This window comes from Brevibacillus sp. B_LB10_24, from assembly GCF_046036945.1.
In the GTDB taxonomy this organism is placed as follows: domain Bacteria; phylum Bacillota; class Bacilli; order Brevibacillales; family Brevibacillaceae; genus Brevibacillus_C.
This window is the reverse complement of sequence record NZ_JBJQOQ010000001.1, coordinates 93,951-112,984: the sequence shown is the minus strand read 5'-3', so window position 1 is coordinate 112,984 and position 19,034 is coordinate 93,951. Positions and strand designations below refer to the sequence as shown.

The 19,034-nt window shown below is 56.5% G+C and carries 17 protein-coding genes; 3 read left to right on the top strand and 14 right to left on the bottom strand.

Annotation, left to right across the window (positions count from 1 at the left end):
- Positions 1-7 precede the first annotated feature (7 nt).
- Positions 8-1,300, bottom strand: coding sequence for a CitMHS family transporter (locus ACI7RC_RS00550; RefSeq protein ID WP_408106272.1), 1,293 nt, complete (start codon positions 1,298-1,300; stop codon positions 8-10).
- A gap of 233 nt (positions 1,301-1,533) precedes the next feature.
- Positions 1,534-2,949: a sigma-54 interaction domain-containing protein gene (locus tag ACI7RC_RS00545; RefSeq protein ID WP_408106271.1), complete on the bottom strand. Its 1,416-nt coding sequence runs from the start codon at positions 2,947-2,949 to the stop codon at positions 1,534-1,536.
- 198 nt (positions 2,950-3,147) lie between these two features.
- Between ACI7RC_RS00545 and ACI7RC_RS00540 the strand changes: the two genes are divergently transcribed.
- Complete coding sequence (locus tag ACI7RC_RS00540) at positions 3,148-3,822, top strand: type 1 glutamine amidotransferase domain-containing protein (protein WP_408106270.1); 675 nt, start codon at positions 3,148-3,150, stop codon at positions 3,820-3,822.
- Positions 3,823-3,935: 113 nt separating this feature from the next.
- Here the strand turns inward: ACI7RC_RS00540 and ACI7RC_RS00535 are convergent, their stop codons facing one another.
- Positions 3,936-5,537, bottom strand: coding sequence for an amidohydrolase (locus ACI7RC_RS00535; RefSeq protein ID WP_408106269.1), 1,602 nt, complete (start codon positions 5,535-5,537; stop codon positions 3,936-3,938).
- Positions 5,538-5,795: 258 nt separating this feature from the next.
- On the opposite strand from ACI7RC_RS00535, the gene ACI7RC_RS00530 reads away from it, so the two are divergent.
- Both ACI7RC_RS00530 and ACI7RC_RS00525 read left to right on the top strand, forming a co-directional pair.
- A complete protein-coding gene (locus ACI7RC_RS00530; RefSeq protein ID WP_408106268.1) occupies positions 5,796-7,412 on the top strand; it encodes an S-layer homology domain-containing protein in 1,617 nt (538 codons plus the stop codon).
- A 109-nt stretch (positions 7,413-7,521) separates the two neighbouring features.
- Entirely contained in the window at positions 7,522-8,004 is a 483-nt protein-coding gene (locus ACI7RC_RS00525) for a GyrI-like domain-containing protein (protein ID WP_408106267.1), read from the top strand.
- A gap of 57 nt (positions 8,005-8,061) precedes the next feature.
- Here the strand turns inward: ACI7RC_RS00525 and ACI7RC_RS00520 are convergent, their stop codons facing one another.
- The 11 genes from ACI7RC_RS00520 to ACI7RC_RS00470 all read right to left on the bottom strand — a co-directional run bounded on the left by ACI7RC_RS00520 (position 8,062) and on the right by ACI7RC_RS00470 (position 18,871).
- Positions 8,062-9,036, bottom strand: a complete 975-nt coding sequence (locus ACI7RC_RS00520) for a 5-oxoprolinase subunit C family protein (protein ID WP_408106266.1) — start codon at positions 9,034-9,036, stop codon at positions 8,062-8,064.
- A gap of 1 nt (position 9,037) precedes the next feature.
- Positions 9,038-9,925, bottom strand: coding sequence for a 5-oxoprolinase subunit B family protein (locus tag ACI7RC_RS00515; protein WP_408106265.1), 888 nt, complete (start codon positions 9,923-9,925; stop codon positions 9,038-9,040).
- 19 nt (positions 9,926-9,944) lie between these two features.
- A complete protein-coding gene (locus ACI7RC_RS00510; RefSeq protein WP_408106701.1) occupies positions 9,945-12,011 on the bottom strand; it encodes a sigma 54-interacting transcriptional regulator in 2,067 nt (688 codons plus the stop codon).
- A gap of 151 nt (positions 12,012-12,162) precedes the next feature.
- Complete coding sequence (locus ACI7RC_RS00505; RefSeq protein ID WP_408106264.1) at positions 12,163-12,933, bottom strand: LamB/YcsF family protein; 771 nt, start codon at positions 12,931-12,933, stop codon at positions 12,163-12,165.
- A 40-nt stretch (positions 12,934-12,973) separates the two neighbouring features.
- Positions 12,974-13,216 (bottom strand): acetyl-CoA carboxylase, encoded by a 243-nt coding sequence (locus tag ACI7RC_RS00500; RefSeq protein WP_408106263.1) that lies wholly within the window; start codon positions 13,214-13,216, stop codon positions 12,974-12,976.
- 29 nt (positions 13,217-13,245) lie between these two features.
- The gene (locus ACI7RC_RS00495) at positions 13,246-14,214 is read right to left on the bottom strand and encodes a 5-oxoprolinase subunit C family protein (protein WP_408106262.1); all 969 of its coding nucleotides are present in this window, start codon (positions 14,212-14,214) and stop codon (positions 13,246-13,248) included.
- On the bottom strand, positions 14,207-15,094 hold the full coding sequence (locus ACI7RC_RS00490) for a 5-oxoprolinase subunit B family protein (RefSeq protein WP_408106261.1): 888 nt from the start codon (positions 15,092-15,094) through the stop codon (positions 14,207-14,209). The genes ACI7RC_RS00495 and ACI7RC_RS00490 overlap by 8 nt, the downstream gene beginning before the upstream one ends.
- Positions 15,091-15,741, bottom strand: coding sequence for a nucleotidyltransferase family protein (locus ACI7RC_RS00485; RefSeq protein WP_408106260.1), 651 nt, complete (start codon positions 15,739-15,741; stop codon positions 15,091-15,093). The genes ACI7RC_RS00490 and ACI7RC_RS00485 overlap by 4 nt, the downstream gene beginning before the upstream one ends.
- Before the next feature lie 21 nt (positions 15,742-15,762).
- The gene (locus ACI7RC_RS00480) at positions 15,763-16,881 is read right to left on the bottom strand and encodes an XdhC family protein (RefSeq protein WP_408106259.1); all 1,119 of its coding nucleotides are present in this window, start codon (positions 16,879-16,881) and stop codon (positions 15,763-15,765) included.
- 6 nt (positions 16,882-16,887) lie between these two features.
- The gene (locus tag ACI7RC_RS00475; protein ID WP_408106258.1) at positions 16,888-18,078 is read right to left on the bottom strand and encodes a vWA domain-containing protein; all 1,191 of its coding nucleotides are present in this window, start codon (positions 18,076-18,078) and stop codon (positions 16,888-16,890) included.
- Positions 18,071-18,871, bottom strand: coding sequence for an AAA family ATPase (locus tag ACI7RC_RS00470; RefSeq protein WP_408106257.1), 801 nt, complete (start codon positions 18,869-18,871; stop codon positions 18,071-18,073). Before ACI7RC_RS00470 ends, ACI7RC_RS00475 begins: the two co-directional genes overlap by 8 nt.
- Positions 18,872-19,034: the final 163 nt, after the last annotated feature.

The following is a 19,034-nucleotide window of genomic DNA, read 5'->3' as shown; positions in this document are numbered from 1 at the left end:
CCCTCTCTTATAAGGAAATTGCTCCGATGATAACGGCGATGATCGTCATCACAATCGTCGTGCCAAACGCCCAGGCAAACGTAAATTTCTGGTGGTCTCCCAGCTCCACCCCCGCCAGGCCAACCAATAAAAAGGTGGAAGCCGTCAGCGGACTGATCGGGAATCCTGTCGTCATCTGTCCCAGGATGGCGGCCCGGGCGATCTCTGCAGGCTCGACGCCAAATGCCGCAGCCGCCTGGGAAACAACTGGCAGCACTCCGAAGTAATACGCATCCGGGTTGAACAGCAGGCTCAAAGGCATGCTGGTCACAGCCACCAAAACAGGCATATGTCCGCCCATTCCCTGGGGAATCAGGCTGACGAGGCTGGCAGCCATCGCTTCGATCATTTTGGTGCCAGACAGGATTCCCGTAAAGATGCCGGCGGCAAAGATAATCGCCAGCACCAATATAACGCCTTGCGCCTGTGCGTTTATCCGCTCCTGCTGTTCTTTGGGATTGGGATAATTCACAATCAGTGCGATCACCAGCGAGATCATAAAGACGACGGGAAGCGGTATCCATGCCCCAACAAGCACCACGATTGTAACCAGGGTCAGCGCCAGGTTAAACCAGAACAAGCGGGGCCGGCGTACGCGCAGCTGCTCTTCCGTCAGTTCCGCATGAAAATTGTAAACCAGATCGGTTACCCCGACCCGCTCCCGCTCCTTTTTCCCCAGCCAGTAGGCGGCTGCCAGAACCCAGATGAGCCCGGCAATCATCGCGGGAATCACAGGTGGAAAAATCGTGTCGATGTCCAGCTTCAGCGAACTGGCGGCACGGGCCGTCGGTCCTCCCCAGGGCAGGAGGTTCATCGTCCCGGCACCAAGCGCCACCACACAAGTCAGGACCAGCTTGCTCATGCCCAACCGTTCGTACAGCGGCAGCAGCGCCGGGATGGCGATGAGGAAAGTGGAAGCGCCGGAGCCGTCCAGATGAGCCAGTATGGCGATGACAGCCGTTCCGACCACGACCTTGAGCGGATCCCCCTTGACCAGCCGCAGGACTCTGGAGATGACAGGGTCAAACAGACCTGCGTCGTTCATAACCCCAAAATAAAGGATCGCAAAAGAGAGCATGACGCCGGTCGGGGCTACATCCCTGATCCCGTCCAGCATCATTTTTCCCAGGTCGGTCCCGAATCCGCCGACGAGTCCAAAAAAGATCGGCACTGCGATCAGCGCAACGATGACAGAGGCCCTTTTGGTCATAATCAGAAAAAGAAAGACGAAGATAGTTAAAAAACCGAGCAACGCCAACAACTTGCCCCCTCCTCTGGTACGTAATCTGTATCTCGCACCTTTCAAGAAGCAAGCCTCATGCCAAAAAGGAAAACCTTGTCGCCAAGGTTTTTTCGCATGCATGCTTGTCTTTGTTTCCAACATATTAGAAAGCGGGATCGGGCTGCAGACCGTCACCCTGCGCCCGCTGTAATCGCTTCCATTTCCAGATGTTTAGAAATCCTCTTCCCGATTTCCAAACCTTTAGAGAATTTTTACATCATGATGTCCAATTGTTTCATTTTATTGTACAGGGTAGCCAGGGAAATCCCCAGCAGTCGGGCTGCTTTTTTCTTTCCTTCCACATCCTTGCCGCACTGCTCAATCGCTTGGAGGATGGCGTTGCGCTGTGCAGCATCCATCGCTTCCTTAAGCGTTGCCTGAACCTGCGGCTGGCAGCTTTCAGGATGCGATGTTTTGGCAATCCACTCCGGCAGGTGATGCGCCTTGATGACCGCATCATCTGTCATGCAAACGGCGTAATCGATCGCGTTTTTCAGTTCCCGCACGTTGCCTGGCCAATCGTAATTCTGCAGCGTTCGCAAGGCCCCCTCCTCTATGCTGAATGTCGTCCCGGCGTCAGATTTGTTGCCGTTTCTCGACAGCATCCAATCGATCATCCGCGGGATGTCCTGACGTCTCTCCCGCAGCGGCGGGATTTTCAGGCTGATGACGTTTAGGCGATACAGGAGATCCTCGCGAAACTGTTTCTTCGCTACGAGCGATGTCAGGTCCTTGTTCGTTGCGGCAATCACTCTGACGTTGACCGCCCGCTCCCGGGTTGCTCCCACCCGGCGGATCTTCTGCTCTTGCAGGACCCGCAGCAGTTTTGCCTGAAGCGCGAAGGACATATCGCCGATTTCATCCAGGAACAAGGTCCCCTGATCGGCAAATTCAAACAATCCGATTTTTCCGCCCTTTTTCGCGTGGGTAAAGGCGCCGTCTTCGTACCCGAACAGTTCGCTCTCCAGCAGCTCCGGGGAAAAAGTCGCACAGTTCACAGGAACAAAGGGATTTCCAGCCCGTTTGCTTTCATTGTGGATCGCCTGAGCGAACAGCTCCTTGCCCGTGCCGCTTTCACCGGTAATCAAGACGGGCAAATCAGAATCGGCTGCTCTCCTCGCCACGAACACGATGTCTTTTAATCCGCCGTCATTTCCGACGATCTGGTCAAAGGTATGGGCAGCCTGATGCAGCGAGCCCATCGTCTTTTCCAATCGGCTGATTGTTTCCTTGCTCTTTGCCAGCTCTTGGGCAAGTGTATGTACCTCTGTCAATCCTTTGCAAACGGATACCGCTCCGATGATCTCGCCGCGGACCATGATGGGGGCCATATCGACGACGTATTCCCGGCTGCCCTCTTTTCGATAGATCCCCACCCGGTTTTTTCCGTCTGCCAGTGTCTTCGGGAGCAGCGCGCCTGGCCGCACATCCCGCAGCTTTTTCCCGATAATCCGCTCAGGGGGCACTCCTGTGATCTGCGTGTACTCGGGATTGATCAGCCGAACCACCTCCTGCTTGTCAATCACGAGAATGCCGTCATTGACCGAATACACAATCGCCTTCAGCCATTCCAATTGCCGATCCAAAGGAAAAGCCTCCGCCGCATCCAACGATGGAAAATGGAGCATGTCGGCTACCGCCTCCTCTCTTCTTCCCCTAGTTTAAACGAAAACTTCCAAAAAAGGATATCCCGTCTGCTCAAAGAAGATCAGCTCCCCTCGCCGGGCAATGGCGGCGGATAAAACGGGCCGCAGTTACCATAATATAGATGTTACGTGAGTGAAATCCAGTTTTTCGATCACCCAACAGGAGGTGCCCCTTTGTCCATGTCAAACAACAAGCGCATTTTGATGGTGGTAACCAATCATACCAAGATCACAGACGATCACAAAACAGGCCTGTGGCTGGAGGAATTCGCTGTTCCCTACAATGTGTTTCACTCCAAAGGCTATGAAGTCAAGGTCACGAGCATCAGCGGCGGGGAAGTAGCACTCGACCCCAACAGCATCTCTGACGAAGCAAATGCCGAGTGGAGCGAAGCGGAAGCCGAGCTGAAGCATACAGCTGCATTGAGCAAGGAAGACGCCAACGGATTCGACGCGGTCTTTCTCCCCGGCGGTCATGGCACGATGTACGATTTTCCCGACAGCGAGACCTTGCAGTACGTTTTGCAGCAGTTTGCCGAACAGGGAAAAGTGATTGGAGCAGTATGTCATGGCCCGGCCGGTTTGGTAAACGCAACCTACAAGGACGGCACCCCGTTGGTGAAAGGAAAAAAGGTCAGCTCCTTCACCGACGAGGAAGAAAGGGAGATGCAGCTCGATCAGCACATGCCGTTCCTTTTGGAATCCAAGCTGAGGGAGAGGGGCGGTACCTTTGTCTCCGGAGAAAAGTGGACCGACTTCTCGGTTCGGGACGGCAATTTGGTCACCGGCCAAAATCCGATGTCAAGCAGAAGCACCGCCGAAAAGGTCATCGAGGCGATTGAAAACCCCCAGTGAACCTGAACCGATCAGAGCTATGTCAACAACCAGGGGGCAATGACAAACCAATCGCCGCGCAAAAAGCTCCCCTTCGGACGGTTTGCGTGTACCGTAGGGGAGCCTCTTTTTGCCTATTGCCGCTCGTAGACGATCTCTCCGTCGATCATCGTCTGCTCTACACGGAGATCCTTGATCTTCTCTATGGGAACATCCAGAATTCTGCCGTCCAATACGACCAGATCAGCCAGCTTTCCCGTTTCGATGCTCCCTTTGAGCTCTTCCTCAAAACTGGCATAGGCTCCGTTCCAGGTGTACAGCTTGATCGCCTCCATGACGCTGATCCGCTGATTTGCTCCAACCTCCACCCCGGCCCGGCTTTTCCGGTTGACTGCCGTGTGAATGCCGAGGAGCGGGTTAAAGTCGGTGACAGGACTGTCTGAGCCTCCCGCCGCGATGATCCCTTCATTAAAGTAGTCGCGGGCCGGGAACATGTGATTGACCCGTTCGCCGATGTTTTTGATGTACCCTTCACCGAATTCGTAGAAAAACGGCGGGTTCGGAATCGGGATCACCCCGAGCCGCTTCATCCGCTCCACAAGGTCTGGCATCGCCACGCCTGCGTGTTCAATCCGGTGGCGGTGGTTTTGGCGCGGATGCTTCTCCAGAGCGGCTTCGATGCAGTTCAACATCATTTCAATCGCCTTGTCTCCCTGGGCGTGGGCGGTGATCTGGAAGCCCTGCTCATGCGCTTCGCCCAATATCGCGTTCAGCTCCTCTTGCGAAAAGTAGAGAATCCCGCAGTCGTCCGGATTGCTTGTATACGGCTGCCGCATGGCCATCGTCGGCACAGAACTGGCTCCGTCCGTAAAGACCTTTGCCGGACCGATTCTGAACCTCTCATCGCCCAGTCCAGTTACGATGCCCGCATCCAGCATTTTTCGGACGACGTCTTCGCAGCGGTTCAAGGCGGCAGCCATCGCGTAAATCCTCACTTTTACCTGGCCCGCCTGGACGGCCTTTTGCATCGCCCTGATGTTGTGCGGGCCGTATCCGCCGGCGTCGTGGACGCTGGTGATCCCGGCTGCGGCAAAGTCGGCCGATGCGAGCGACAACGCCTGGATAAGCTCGGCTTCGTTGTAGCCTGCAACTTCGAACATCTGCATATGGGCGGTTTCCACGAGCAGCCCGTTCAACCGTCCCCGCTCATCGCGATCCAGCCTGCCCCCGGCGGGGTCGGCTGTCCGTTCGTCATATCCGGCCAGCTCCAGCGCCCGGCTGTTGACGATGGAGTGGTGCGCACAGGTCCGCATGACGAAGATCGGGTGCTCCCGGGAAATCTCGTCCAGTTCCCACCTCGTCGGGAAGCGGCCCTCGGCGATTTTGCTTTCGTTAAAGCCGGAAGCCCGCACCCACTCTCCTTTTGGCGTCTGGGCCGCTTTTTCCTGCAAGGCCTGAAACAGATCGTCCAGGGTATCCATTCCGGGCGCTTTGCAATCAACCCCCAGTTTATTCGCGCCAAAAATCGTAATGTGCAGGTGAGAATCGATAAAACCGGGCAGCAAGCTTTTTCCCTGCAAACGAATCACCCGGGTATGCCCGCCAATCAAAGCTTCCACTTCTTGATTGGTGCCCACCGCGACGATCCGGTTGCCGGCGACAGCCACCGCCTCGGCAATCCGGCTGCTGCCATCTACAGTTACCACCTGCCCGTCAAGAAACACAACGTCAGCCATGACAACTCCTCCTTTTCTTCCATTTTACTTCATCTTCTTGATATATTCTGTCTTTTCTGTCTGTTTTGAGAAACTTTTCACTGCCAGGCCGACCAGCATTATTGCACAAAGATGACGAGCACAAGCGATAAAGCCAGTCCCCAAGAATCGCAAGACGTGCGTCAGCCTCCTTTGCCTATAGAAAAAGGAGAAACATTCCGTTACTATTTGAGTTACTATTAGAGAAAGCATTCCAAAAATAGAAGGGGAGAGAGAAACATGTGGAAAAAGACGCTGCTGTTTTGCGCCATCCTGCTGTTTGCCGGGATGGGACAAGCCTTTGCCTACGAATCCCGGCTGACGCCGTTTAAAGACGTGGCGCAGAACGACTGGGCGAAAGACAGAATCTACATGCTGTCCGCCTTGAACATCATTTCCGGGTACGACGACCAGACATTCAAGCCTGGCGACACGGTGACCCGCGAGGCGTTCATCACCATGCTGGCCAAATCGCTGTCGCTTGCGGGCAATGGCGGGAATGCGGGGCCGTCGTTTGCAGACGTTGACAAAAACAGATGGTCCTACCCGTACGTCAAAAGCACCTACGACAACGGCTTGATCGGCTTTATGGTGAAAGACCAGGCCCTCCGTCCGGCAAGCAATATCACCAGGCAGGAAGTGGCCATGCTCGTCGGCTCCTACTTGTTCCGGCAGCTATCGGCCGAGCAGCAGGCGCAATGGCTGGAAACCGGCTGGAAGGCCGAACAGGCAGCCCGGCATTTTTCCGATGCGAACGGGATTGCAAGCGACTACGCTCCGTACGTTTACCTCGCTTCTCATCAGGGGATCATGATTGGAGACGAGAAGGGAACGTTTCGCCCGGGTTCTTCCTTGACCAGGCGGGAAGCGGCCTCGATCCTGTACGCCGCGATCGATCAAGGCATCAATGACACGAAGCTGTCCGGCACCGGCTTTTACGCCATCCGCTCGTACCAGAGCGTCGACAAAATGAACCTTCTGTCCGACGTCATCTTCGGCTGGTCCCATCTTGAATACAGCGGCGACGGCAATGGCCGTTTAAGCACGGTTTCGACGGAATACTCGGTTCCGGAGGGCTGGGAAACGGTTATCGATGCGGCAAATCGCAGCAATGTTTCAAAACAACTGATGGTTTACGCAGACAATCAAAACGGCGCGCTCAGCAAGTTTCTCAGCGATCAGCCGGCCCGCCAGATGTTCATCCAGACGGCGCAGGCAGTACTGGCAGACGAAAAGTACGGCTTTACGGGGATTTCCCTCGATTTTGAAGGGCTGACAGATGCGGGAGACAAGGACCATTACACCTCTTTTCTCCAGCAGCTGAAAACCGGTCTGGGAGATAAAACCCTGACTGTCGCCGTCCCGCCGACGTTCTATTACAAGGGATATGACCTGAAAGCCATCGGCCAGACAGCGGATCAAGTCATTTTGATGGCCTACGACTTTACGCACAAGGAAAGCAGTCTGCCCTCGGCGCCGCTGCCGCTCGTGGCAGAATCGATCCGCGTTGCGCTGGGTGACATCCCCCGGGAAAAACTGGTGCTGGGGATTTCCAAACAGGCAAACCAATGGATACAGACAGCAAGCGTTGTCTCCCTGCAATATCCTTCCGTCGACCTGGTTGAGCAGCGTCTGCAGATGCCAAATACTTCGGCGCAGTTTTCTGTTCCCTACTTCCTGGAGCGGATCACGTTTGCCGACGAGCGCGGCAAGCATGAGCTTTGGTACGAAAACGCCGAAAGCATCGAGAAAAAACTCTGGATCGCCAAGTACTACGGACTGCACGGCGTCTCCCTGTGGTACATGGGCAACTTTACACAGAGCGACTGGGGCGTCATTCAAGCGAACATCAGGTAAAAAAGGCGGCCATCCCGATTCACACCCATAACGGGACGCGGAACCGGCGTACCATTAACAGCTTATCCGGTACATGACCTTTACCATTAACAAAAAGGGAGAAGTAGGGATGAATTACAGAATAGAACGCCTCGGAACATTCGCAGCAGTTGGTTTCAAAGAGCGAGTAAACACGAAGGATGCTTTCCATGCGATTCCGGATCTATGGGACAAAGCAAAGCAAAATGGGCGGATTGACAAGCTCATTGAGTTACTGTGGGCTTATCCGCCAAGAAATCCAAGAGGTATCTTAGGAATTTGCGCTAATGGGGATTTCGGAAATCATGAGGAGTTCGATTATTACCTTGCGTCTCTTTCTGAGCATGACCCCCTTGAGGGCATGGTAAAGCTGAATTTTCCCGCAAGCACATGGGCGGTGTTTGAAGTGACTCCCGAATTGGATGTTCAAGGGATTTGGAAAAAAATGTATGCGGAATGGGTACCGACATCCGGGTACGATCTTGCTAACTTGCCCGGTATTGAGTGTTATTGCCCTCCAGGTCATGTTCCTGCAGCAGAAGTATGGATTGCTGTTGAAAAAAAATTGAAATAAAAAACTTCCCTTTTTGGGAAGCCAAGGCGGACATCCCGCCTTTTTTCTTTCTCTTGGCTATCGCAGCAAGTCCTGGACCGCCATGAGCCGCCTTTTCTTTTGCAGTCTCGCGGCGATCGCCTGATCGACGGTTACGGCGAGAAAACGGGTGGTCGTGTGCGGCCTGGACTGGGCGATCAGGTCGAGATCGGCATTGATCGCCGTGCCGATCGTGACGTAACCTCCACCTGTCGTGGCGTCCCGCAGGAGCAATATCAACTCTTCCTCATTCGTCACCATGATCGCGCCGACAGGATAGACGATGTCGACCGCATTGGACGAATTGCTGCCGGCGCCGAACGGCGGATCGAGCGGCTTAAACGCCACTCTGGCGCCCGTGTAGCGGTACGCCACATTGTTTGATTCCAGGCCGACCCGCCACTCAGAATCCAAAAACGCTTTGATCCCCTCGTCGCTCAGCCGGTAACTGGAGATGCCCATCACCACGCGAATATCGGCGGAAGAGGGAAACTCGGGAATGAACTCATCCGGGATCCGCTTGCCAACGTGATGGAACACTCCGGGCAGCGGCTCTCCGATCGGCACGTCATCCCCGGCCATGAGCTTCCGCCCCTTGTAACCGCCGAGATGGCTAAGCGTGTACGTGGATTTGCAGCCGAGAACATCGGGCACCTGGATGCCTCCGGACACGCACAGATAGGTCTTTACCCCCCGCGATGCCGCCTTAAAGCTGATCGTATCCCCTTCCTGGACGCAGATCGTCTCCCACATCGGAGCAGGCTGTCCGTTGTGCATGACCAGGGCGGGCGCGCCCGTAATGGCGATCACCGTCTTCTTCTTCACTTCGATCTTCGGCCCGAGCATGGTGATCTCCAATGCGGCGTAATCATGCGGATTCCCCAGCAAGATGTTCCCCAGCAGATAGGAGTACTTGTCTGCTGCCCCGGAGGGAGGCACCCCGAGGTGGTAGTACTCTTTTCTTCCCATATCCTGCACCAGTGTTTGCAGGCCTCCGTCGATGATCGTCAACATGCTAAAAATCCTCCATTAGCTGCTTGATGTACGTCCTTCTTTTGGCAAAGTACTCTTCCGGAGAAAAATCGACGTATTTGATCCGGTACCGGTAGGTTCCCGCTTCCACCTCGCGGACAATCTGCCGATACTCCCGTTCGCCGACGGGCCGGTGTTTCCAGATATCCCCAGGACGTGCCAAAAAGAAGGTGTCTTTCAGATCCTCCAAGCGCCGCTCCTGATCGAATACGGGCACGGCGGACATGCCGATCAGCTGATAGCTGCCGGGAGCGGACAGCGGGTAGATCACCGTAAACGCCCCGCCGAGGCCAACCGCCCGGCCGGGGGTATCCGTGCGCGGGCTGGCGTATTTGGGGGTCTGAATGATCTTTTCCTTCTCCATTCCGAGCGGGTACTCCCAGGCAGTGCCGGGAATAAAGCCCATCATCGTAATCAGGTAGGGAGAGGACGAATGGGCTTCGATAAACCGCTCTTTATCCGTAAACCCGTTCAGCTTCATCACCAGTTCAAAATTGCTGATCTCCTCCCGGGTAAAATTGCGCTCGTGAAACCGCCGCCCGTACTCTCGGGTCAGCGGGTCGTCGTACCAGATGGGGATATCGACGATCCGCACCTGCAAATTCAGCTCGGAAGGGTTGCTTTTGGTGATGTCGATCTCCTTTAAGTACTCCAGCAGATCATTTGCCGAGATCACCTCCGGGTCAAACCGCACCAGATAAGACGCATTGGAAGGGCAAATGTCCAGGATTCCGGGAATTTGCCGCCTGCGCAGTTCGTTGGTGATCGCCAGCGCCTTGAAATTGCTCTCCTCGCTCATATCCCGGGAAATTTCGGCGTAGATGTATTCGTCTCCGCCAAAGTCAAACCTCGTTTCCGGCAGGGTAAACAATCAGACTCCCCCTTATTCCTTAGTACAGCAGTTTTTGCATGCGCCGGCTGACGGTAGCTGGGCTCACACCGAGCACCTCTGCCACTTTGTAAGCTGTGCCGTACTTTTTCAGCGCCATGCTGATCAACTGGCTTTCCACCTCTTCTACCGCTTCCTTCAGCGGCATGATATCCTGAACCAGCGGCTTTTTCTCCCGGTCGCGGGTAAGCCCGCCGTACAGGTTGGACAGGACATCCTCCCTGGAAATGACGTCTGCTCTCGTCGTCACCATCAGGCGTTCGATCACATTTTGCAATTCGCGGATATTCCCCGGCCAATCGTAGCCCTCCAGGACCTCCAGGGCCTCCCTGGTCAGCCGTTTATCCAATTTGTGCAGTTCGTTAAATTGCTGCAAAAAATGAATCGACAGGGGGACGATATCCAGTCTCCTCGCCCGCAGCGGCGGGATTTCCAGGGGAATCACGTGCAAGCGGTAGTACAGGTCTTCGCGAAACTTCTGCTGGGCCACCAACTGCTTGATATTCTGGTTGGTGGCGGCAATCACGCGCACATCGACCGACACGGTTTTCACACCGCCCACCCGCATCACTTCCCGCTCCTGCAGCACCCTAAGCAGCTTCACCTGCATGTTGTAGGGCAATTCGGTCACCTCGTCCAAAAAAATGCTCCCCCTGTGGGCCAGCTCGAACAGCCCCGGCTTTCCCCTCTGGTCGGCTCCGGTAAAGGCGCCCTTTTCATACCCGAACAGTTCGCTCTCCATCAGGTTTTCAGGAATGGCGCCGCAGTTCACCCGGATAAAAGGTTCGTTTTTGCGCGGACTGTACTCGTGGATGGCCTGTGCGAACACTTCCTTGCCGACGCCCGACTCTCCGATTAAAAGCACGGTTGAGTCGACGCGGGAAATGTGCTTTAGCTCGTCCACCAGCCTTTCCATCACCTGTGAACGGTAGACCAGCTTCCGCTGGATATCCTGCCTGGTCAACAGCTCGTCCAGCTCTTGCTTGTACTCTTTCGACTTTCGTTTGGCCAGCTCCAGTTCCGCCCGCAGCTCGTTGATTTCCGTGATATCCCGCGACAGGATCACGACCTTCTCAACCCTGTCCCCGTGAAAAACAGGCGTAGCCACTGACCAGATCTTCCGTCCGCTCCTCGACTCCTGGATCATGGAGAGCTTTTTCTTCTGCACCAGGCACAAATCGACGATGTTCGGCTGAAAGATGCCGTCCTTCTCCAACTGGTAGACGTCTTTTCCCACTAATTGTTCCGGGCTGTCCTCCTGCCAGAATTCCTGCAAAAAGGTTCCGGCCATGCGGACGATTTCTCCCAGATGGTTGACGACGATGATCTGTTCGTTGGCCGAGGAATAGATCACCTGCAGGTCTTCATTCAGATTGCGGACCATCTCCAGTTCCCTGACAGCTTCCTCGTGCTGCTCCCGCGGCGAAAAAATATGGACAATCCCGATGATCTTGCCGTTCTCGTGCAGCGGTGAAAAATTTCCGCTGATCTGCTTGAAATTGATCGAGCTTTTCATGCTCAAAAGCTGTTTGCCGGAGAGGATCTCCTCCAGGTCCTTGTCCATGCTAAGCAGGGTCTTGTAGTTGCGATACAAGAGCACGCTCTTGGACAAGCCCAGAATCTGTTCCGCCGTTTCATTCATGAAAGTTATTTCAAAATTGGAATTGGTCGTGATGATCCCCGTGCCGGAGCTGTTGAATATCTGGTTGAGCTGCTGCAGCTTGTACTGGCTCAATTGGTTGCGCGCTTCCTGGGTCGTCATATACCCCGTGATGTTTCCAGCGCTGTCCACTCCCAGGACGACGGAGATATTGTGGTAAAAGGTGATCGGGCTGAGCTCCGGCACCTTCAGAATGTCTATCTTGTACTCGATGGGCCCTCTGAGGTCTTGCGTGGCTTTGATCTGTTGCAAAAGGGAATTCCGGTCGACATATCCTATAATCTCCTGTTGTTCATCGCTGACCAGCAGCAAATCAGCCTGGCTCTCCTCCAGCAATTCGAGTGCCCCCAGCAGTGTGCTCTCTTTCGGCAACGGGCAGTAAACAGGTTGCAAAGCATTTTTCCACACAATCAATGCGACCCCTCCAGAGAGATTAAGTGTTTGGAATTTTCCCACATCTATTATTATAGCAAAAAGGGCGGCAAAGCATGCGAATATTTTCAGATTTGAAAATAAAAGCAGCCAACCTGTTGTCAAGTTGGCTGCCCATTCATTTCAACTATGAAACATTCAAGACCTCGCGCGCCGGTTGAATCGCGATCCCCGCCTGTTGAAACGCGGCGTGGATCTGCTTGACCAGCTCGATCGCCCCCGTCGTATCGCCATGAATACAGATCGTCTCCGCCGTTACCTCTGCCTCCTCGCCGTCAGGCGTCCGCACCTTGCCTTCTTTCACCATCCGGACGACCCGCTGTGCCATCTCTGTGTAATCCTTGATCGTCGGACCTGTACGTGTCAACACAATCGAGCCGTTCTTGGTGTGTTCCCGGTCGGCGTACACTTCCTTGGCGATCGGAATGCCCATCTGCCGGCCGATCTCCACGACTGCCGAGCCATTCAACGCGAAGACGATCATCTTCTCGGAGACACTCGCCAGCCCTTCCAGAATCGCCCTGGCGATTTTCTCATCTTCCATCGCCATCATGAATAAAGCGCCATGCGGCTTGCAGTGCTGCAGTTCCAGTTTGCTGGCGGCGGCAAATTCCCGCAAAGCCCCGGTCTGATACATGACGTAATCCCTGATTTCCTCTGCAGAAGCCGTGATGTAGCGGCGGCCAAACCCCATCATATCGGGAAATCCGGGATGGGCGCCAATGCTGACTCCGTGCTCCTTCGCCAACTCGACAGTCCTTCGCATGACGTGCGGATCGCCCCCGTGGTAGCCGCAGGCGATGTTGGCAGAAGAAATGTATTTCATCATTTCCTCGTCATTGCCCATCTGGTAGAGACCGTAGCTCTCCCCCATATCGCAATTTAGATCGACTTTCACCCGTTTCACTCCTCACGCTTGCTGCCCATATGGCACAGCATTATTTGAGCACCAGAAGTTCTTGCCCGGCGTCGACAAGCCCCTCGTTGTCCACGAAAAACTTTTCAATAACGCCGTCTTCTTCCGCCTTCACTTCGTAGAAATTTTTCATCACTTCGATCAATCCCACGGTATCCCCCGCTTTGACCGAATCCCCCTCCTTGAAGAATTCGGCTTCCTCCGGGCTCGGTTTGCGGTAAAAAACTCCCGGCAGCGGAGAGAGTATTGCTTTTTTCTGGCTCATCTTGCTTCCCCCTTGGAATTTTTTTGAGATTAGATGGCATCCGCTATCTGCTTCAATTTCTCCTGGACTTCCCGCCGCGCCTGAAGCGCCTGTTCCAACGTGACAGCGACAAAATGCACTTTTTCGTTGGTCTTGATCTGCGCCATACGATTCAGGTCACAGCTGATGACGGTCGCGATCGTCGCATATCCGCCGCCGGTGACGGCATCGTGGAGCAGCACGATCGGCTCAACGCCGTCAGGAACCTGAATCGACCCGATCGGGTACCCCAGGTCGGTGACGTTGGACGGATTGCTCCCCGCGCCGAATGGCTGTTCCCGCTCGACAAAGCGGAGCCGCTCGCCCTTATGCCTGTAGCCGATCCGGTTTGCCTCAGGGGTGACTGTCCATTCGATTCCGAGGAAGGTTTGCAGGCTCTCCTCGGTCAGGCGGTAGCTGCAGAGGCCGACTACGACTCTGATCTCATGTGACTTGCTGTAGACGGGAATCAAATCCGGAGAGATCCTCGTCCCCGCTTTGACGTCCTTTACTTTCATCTCGCCGACCGGCACCTCGTCCCCGGCGGCCAGCGCCCGGCCTTCAAAACCGCCGATTCCGATCAGCGTATAGGTGGAGCGGGAGTTCATCACCAGCGGCACGTCGATGCCGCCTTCGACAGCGAGATACGTCCGCGCCCCCGTCTGGACAAAATCGAAGGATAAGACGTCACCCGCGTTGACCTCCAGCGTTTCCCACATCGGAACGGACTCGCCGTTGATCTTGGGCGGAATCTGCCCTCCAGTCAGACAGATGCGCATCCCCCGCTCGAACAACAGCTCCGGCCCCAGATAGGTAATCTCCAGCACAGCGGCATTGGGGTGGTTGCCTACCAGGAGGTTGGCGACTGTAAATGCGTACTTATCCATCGCGCCGGAGGGAGGCATGCCAATCTCGTATAGTCCGATTCTGCCGTTGTCCTGTACGGTCGTCTGCAATCCGGGCTTGATCACTTTAATCATGGTATAACCTCCCCATTACCATCTCCGAGAACTTCTCCGGGTCGGCCAGCACGTCGCTTGGCGTAAACGAGAACTCTTTCTTGCGGTAGACGAACTCTCCCGCCTCGACCTGACTTCTGATCTCCTCGTACTCCTCTTTCGTGATGCTCCTGTAGCGGAAGATGTCCCCCTGCTTCGGAAACACGATCGAATCCTGGAAGTCAGGCAGAGTCTGTTCCTTTTGGTAGATAGGCGCCGGGGCGATCCCGTACATCTGGTACCCTCCTGCTCCCTGCACCGGATAGATGACGGAGAAGGCGCCGCCAAAGCCGAAGGTCCGCTCCGGTGTAAACGTACGGGGGCGCACGTACTTCGGCACTTCGATCTGTTTCTCGCGGGGCACGATCTGGAAGCACCAGGGCAGTCCGGGAACGAAGCCGATCATGGAGACCAGGTAGGGAGCCCGTGTCAGTGCGTCGATAAACTCCTCTTTGCTGGCGTAGCCGTTGATGCGTGCCGAGTACTCCAGATCGGTCGACTCGGGATCCTGGTGCCGGTCGCGAAAGCGCATGACCGCTTCATGTGTCCAGGGATCTTCAAACCAGACCGGCACGTCGACCAAGCGGGAGTCGATGGCGATGTCGTCCAGATCTTTGACCGACTCTTCGATCGCCTTCAACTCTTTGATCAAGTCGTCCGGATGAAACACGTCGGGGTCGACTCGCACCATGTAAGAGGCGTTGGCCGGGCAAATATCCAAAATCCCTTCGATATTTTTTTCTTTCAGCTTTCGGGTGATGGCAATTCCTTTAAAATTGGCTTCCAGGCTCATCTCTTCCGACAGTTGAACGAAAACAAACTCGTCCCCGCCGTACTCGTACCGGGTATGTAGATTGCTCATTTTCCCTCACCTCCGGGTATTGTCACATCTGATTTTTTTCTCTCGAGCAGACGTAGGGCCTGCCTGTACGCTTCTTGCGTGTCGATGTCAAACAAGATGCCGGGATCGTCCACCGGGATCCGGATGCGCTGCCGCATCATCCCGAGGATCGGCTTCGCTCCCTGATCGCCTTCAAGCTTGCGGAACGCTGCTGCATCTACGTTGCCGAAAAAGACGGGGTGGCCCGCATCGCCTTGAAAAGCGGGCTGCACGACGAACGGCTCCTGCCATTCCGACAGCAGGCCCGCCCCCCGCTGCATGACGGACTGGATGGTTTCGTCCGCAATCAGAGGAAGGTCGGCGAGAAATACCATGACTGCCGGATGGGCTGCCGCTTGCATACCCCGGACAAGCGAGGAGCTTTGCCCGGAAGCGAAAGCGGGATTGACCACCCAACGAAACCGGGAGTCGGCAATGCGGATCTCGCGCTGGATCTCTTCCGCCCGATAGCCGATCACAGCGATCACTTCGGCCGCCTTCGTCCCAAGAGCTTGGCGGATCACCCGCTCCAGCAGACAGCAGCCTCCCAGCTTCAGCAGCTGTTTTGGCTCCCCCATTCTCCTCGACATCCCTGCAGCGAGAATCACTGCTGATACCTGCGGTTTCACTTCCCTCCTCCCCTCTTTGCGCTATCTTGCCGCGGGCTGATGAATGCCGGGGCGCTCGCGCAAGAAACCCGCGGCATGGCCGCTGCGGAAGGCCAAGACCTCGGCCATGATGCTGACGGCGATTTCCTCCGGGGAATCAGCCCCGATATCCAGTCCCACCGGGCTGAACATGCGGGCCAGCTCCTCTGCTCGAAACACTGCGCCCGCCCTCTCCAGGGCTTCCAGCATGCGGTTGCTGCGGGAGCGCGGGCCGAGCACGCCCACGTACGGCGCCTTCGATTGCAAGGCGAACCGCAATGCTTCCTGGTCGCGCTCCAGGTGGTGATTCATGACGATGACATATGTTCGCCGGCCGATGCTGACCTGTTCCCCGTACGTCTCGGCATTGGCGAGGATGCGCTCTGCTCCCGGGAAGCGATCGGCAGTGTTGTAGCCCGGCCGCGGATCGACCACTGTCGTTTTCATTCCCAGCTCGAGGCTTGCCTTTGCCAGCGGGATGGCATCATGCCCAGCACCGAAGATCATCAGCTCCATCGCAGGGACATGTACGTCGAGGAAGACGACCTCCTTTTTTCCGCCCGGCAGGAGAAGCTCGCGCGTCTGTGACCTCGGCGACTGCTCGGACAGCTTCTGGCGAGCCAGCTCGACAACCTGCTGCTGCAATGTCTCGTCGCCGAGACCGCCGATCGGCGAACCCTCCTCCGCGACGAACAGCCGGCGGGAGGAATCCTCCAGGACAGTGGCGAGCACACCCGCCCCCTCCGCCATAAGGCACTCCAGCCAGGCGGTCAAAGGGCAAGCGTGGGCAGCAGCTTCCCCCGCCGGCACGGATTCAATAAACACCTCGACGGTACCCGGACAGCCCAGCCCCAGTCCCCAGACGAGGTCTTCGTCCAGGTCGTACCGCTTCAGTACGGGCCTTCCCTGCTGGATCACGTTTTTGGCCACCTCCGCCACATCTGCCTCCAGGCAGCCGCCGGAGATCATCCCCGTTACACCGCCATCCTCATCCGTCACCATTTTTGCCCCTTCGCGCCGATATGCCGAGCCAAAGACGCGGACGACAGTGGCCAGAGCAGCTTGTTTGCCCGCTTTCCTCGCTTCCTCAATCGCCCGGACTACGTGGACATTCTCTCTCATATACGATCACCTCCGAAGCATCATCTGCTTGGCTAATGTGCGAAAAGCGGCGGCATCACCTGCCGGCAAAAACATGTCAATAAAGGGAAGCGCCGCCTGCATCCCGCGCGCCTTCGGCTCGTAACCGCTGATCGACAGCAGCGGGTTGAGCCAGACGACCCGCGCCGACCGCCGCTGAAGCTCCTGCATGGCACGCGCCAACGGCTCGATCGGACCGGTATCCAATCCGTCGCTTGCAATCAGGACGACGGTATTTTGCTTGAGCATCGCAGAGCCGTATCTCTGGACAAAGTCGTCCAGCGATTCACCGATGCGGGTGCCACCGCCCCACTCCGCCCCGGGCAGCATCAAGGCGGGCAAACTCCCCTGCAGGCCTGTATGCAGAAGCCGCGTCACCCGCCTGAGCCGGGTGGAGAAGAGAAACACTTCCACGCGCGCAGCCGGGCAGCGAGTGAGCGCATAAGCAAACTGCAGGAATCTTTCGGCGGCTCCCGCCATGGAGCGGCTGGTGTCGCATAGCAGGACAAACTGCGCCTTGCGGAGCGGGTGTCCCTTCCAGGCCGGGCGGAAAGCGTCACCGCCCGTTTGCAGGCTGCTTCGCAAGGTGCCGCGAAAGTCGAGGCGCCTTCCTTTTTGCTCCGTTCGCCAGCGCCTGCTACGCTTCAGCCGGACGCTGGCAGCAACCGACTTTGCGGACGAAAGCATTTCGCCGAGCTGGTCCGCCAAAACCCGCGCTTCGGCCTGATGATCCACTGAATGTCGACTGGTGCGAGCGGCCCGCCACATGCCCTCTGCCATTCTCGAACGGCTGCCTTGCTCCTGATGTTCTGCAGCATGCTCCAGTCCCATCCCGAAGCCGTCGAACGGCCTTGATGAATCCGCTTTGTCCTGCCCGGTCTTCCCCTCCGCCCCCACTGCTTCTTTTCCGCTTGCCGCAGAGAACAGAGGAGCCTGGCTGTCACTCTCCACGTTGCCGCTCAAGTGAAAAAAGCGCTGATAGAGCTGATCGAACTTCTCCTGTTCTTCCCTGCTGGATGAAAACACCAACCGTAGCGCCAGGCGAAATTGCGTTTCATCTGAAATGTCTACCGCCGTCAAGGCTTGCAAGGCTGCTATCGCTTCACCGGGACCGCACGAGAAGCCGCATTCTCGCAAGTGCCGGCCAAATGCCAGCACCCGCGCGGAAAGCCTAGCCATGTTCGCCGCTCCCCGCAAGCAGTGTCCCGCTTCGCAATGCATTCTCCACCAATTCCCAATCTTCGCGGTCTTTCAGGAAACAGCCGAACGTTGCCCTGACGGCCTCTTCAGGCAGTTCACCCCGGTGAAGAACCATCAGGGCCTGGGCCCAGTCCAGGCTTTCCGCGACGCCGGGAACCTTGTTCAGCGGCATGCGGCGCAGCCGCTCCATCACACCGGCAATCTGCCGGGCCAGCCGCTGGTCGATGTCGGGCAGCCGGGCCGCGAGGATGGCTGCTTCCTTCTCGGGATCCGGGTAATCGATCCACTGATAGAGACACCGGCGGCGCAAGGCATCACCCAGCTCCCGCGTCCGATTCGAGGTAAGCACAACATAAGGACGGTGGGCAGCGGTGATGGTGCCCAGCTCCGGGATGGTCACCTGGAATTCGGCGAGGACCTCCAGCAGAAACGCCTCAAATTCTTCGTCGGCCCGGTCGACCTCATCTATCAGCAAGACGGGCGACGCCTGCTCATCTCCTATCGCTTCCAGCAGCGGGCGGCGCAGCAGGAACGCCGGACTGAAAATCTCCGCCTCCCTCTCCCGAAGCGTTGCTCCGCTGTTCTCCGTCAGTTTGAGATGAAGCAGTTGCTTCTGGTAGTTCCATTCATACAGGACGGTGTTCACATCCAGCCCTTCATAGCACTGGAGCCGGATCAAGCGAGTGCCCAGCACGCGGGACAACACCTTGGCGATCTCCGTCTTTCCGACGCCGGCCGGCCCTTCCACCAGCAGGGGCTTCTGCAAGGCCATGACGAGGTGCAGCGCCGTCGCCTGGGCCTGGTCGGTTACATAACCCTGATCCCGAAATGCGTTTTCAATCGTGGCAATCTGTTCCAGGGCTCCTCATTCCCTTCCTTTGCCGCAGCGGTGCAGATAGCAGGGGACCCGCTCTTTTTCACGGAGCGGGTCCACT

Coding starts and splice junctions, on each gene's coding strand:
- ACI7RC_RS00545 (WP_408106271.1), bottom strand. CDS start 2,949: ATGCTCCATTTTCCATCGTTGGATGCGGCGGAGGCTTTTCCTTTGGAT.
- ACI7RC_RS00475 (WP_408106258.1), bottom strand. CDS start 18,078: ATGGCTAGGCTTTCCGCGCGGGTGCTGGCATTTGGCCGGCACTTGCGA.
- ACI7RC_RS00480 (WP_408106259.1), bottom strand. CDS start 16,881: ATGAGAGAGAATGTCCACGTAGTCCGGGCGATTGAGGAAGCGAGGAAA.
- ACI7RC_RS00530 (WP_408106268.1), top strand. CDS start 5,796: ATGTGGAAAAAGACGCTGCTGTTTTGCGCCATCCTGCTGTTTGCCGGG.
- ACI7RC_RS00535 (WP_408106269.1), bottom strand. CDS start 5,537: ATGGCTGACGTTGTGTTTCTTGACGGGCAGGTGGTAACTGTAGATGGC.
- ACI7RC_RS00500 (WP_408106263.1), bottom strand. CDS start 13,216: ATGAGCCAGAAAAAAGCAATACTCTCTCCGCTGCCGGGAGTTTTTTAC.
- ACI7RC_RS00520 (WP_408106266.1), bottom strand. CDS start 9,036: ATGTTGACGATCATCGACGGAGGCCTGCAAACACTGGTGCAGGATATG.
- ACI7RC_RS00525 (WP_408106267.1), top strand. CDS start 7,522: ATGAATTACAGAATAGAACGCCTCGGAACATTCGCAGCAGTTGGTTTC.
- ACI7RC_RS00470 (WP_408106257.1), bottom strand. CDS start 18,871: ATGGCCTTGCAGAAGCCCCTGCTGGTGGAAGGGCCGGCCGGCGTCGGA.
- ACI7RC_RS00495 (WP_408106262.1), bottom strand. CDS start 14,214: ATGATTAAAGTGATCAAGCCCGGATTGCAGACGACCGTACAGGACAAC.
- ACI7RC_RS00490 (WP_408106261.1), bottom strand. CDS start 15,094: ATGAGCAATCTACATACCCGGTACGAGTACGGCGGGGACGAGTTTGTT.
- ACI7RC_RS00540 (WP_408106270.1), top strand. CDS start 3,148: ATGTCAAACAACAAGCGCATTTTGATGGTGGTAACCAATCATACCAAG.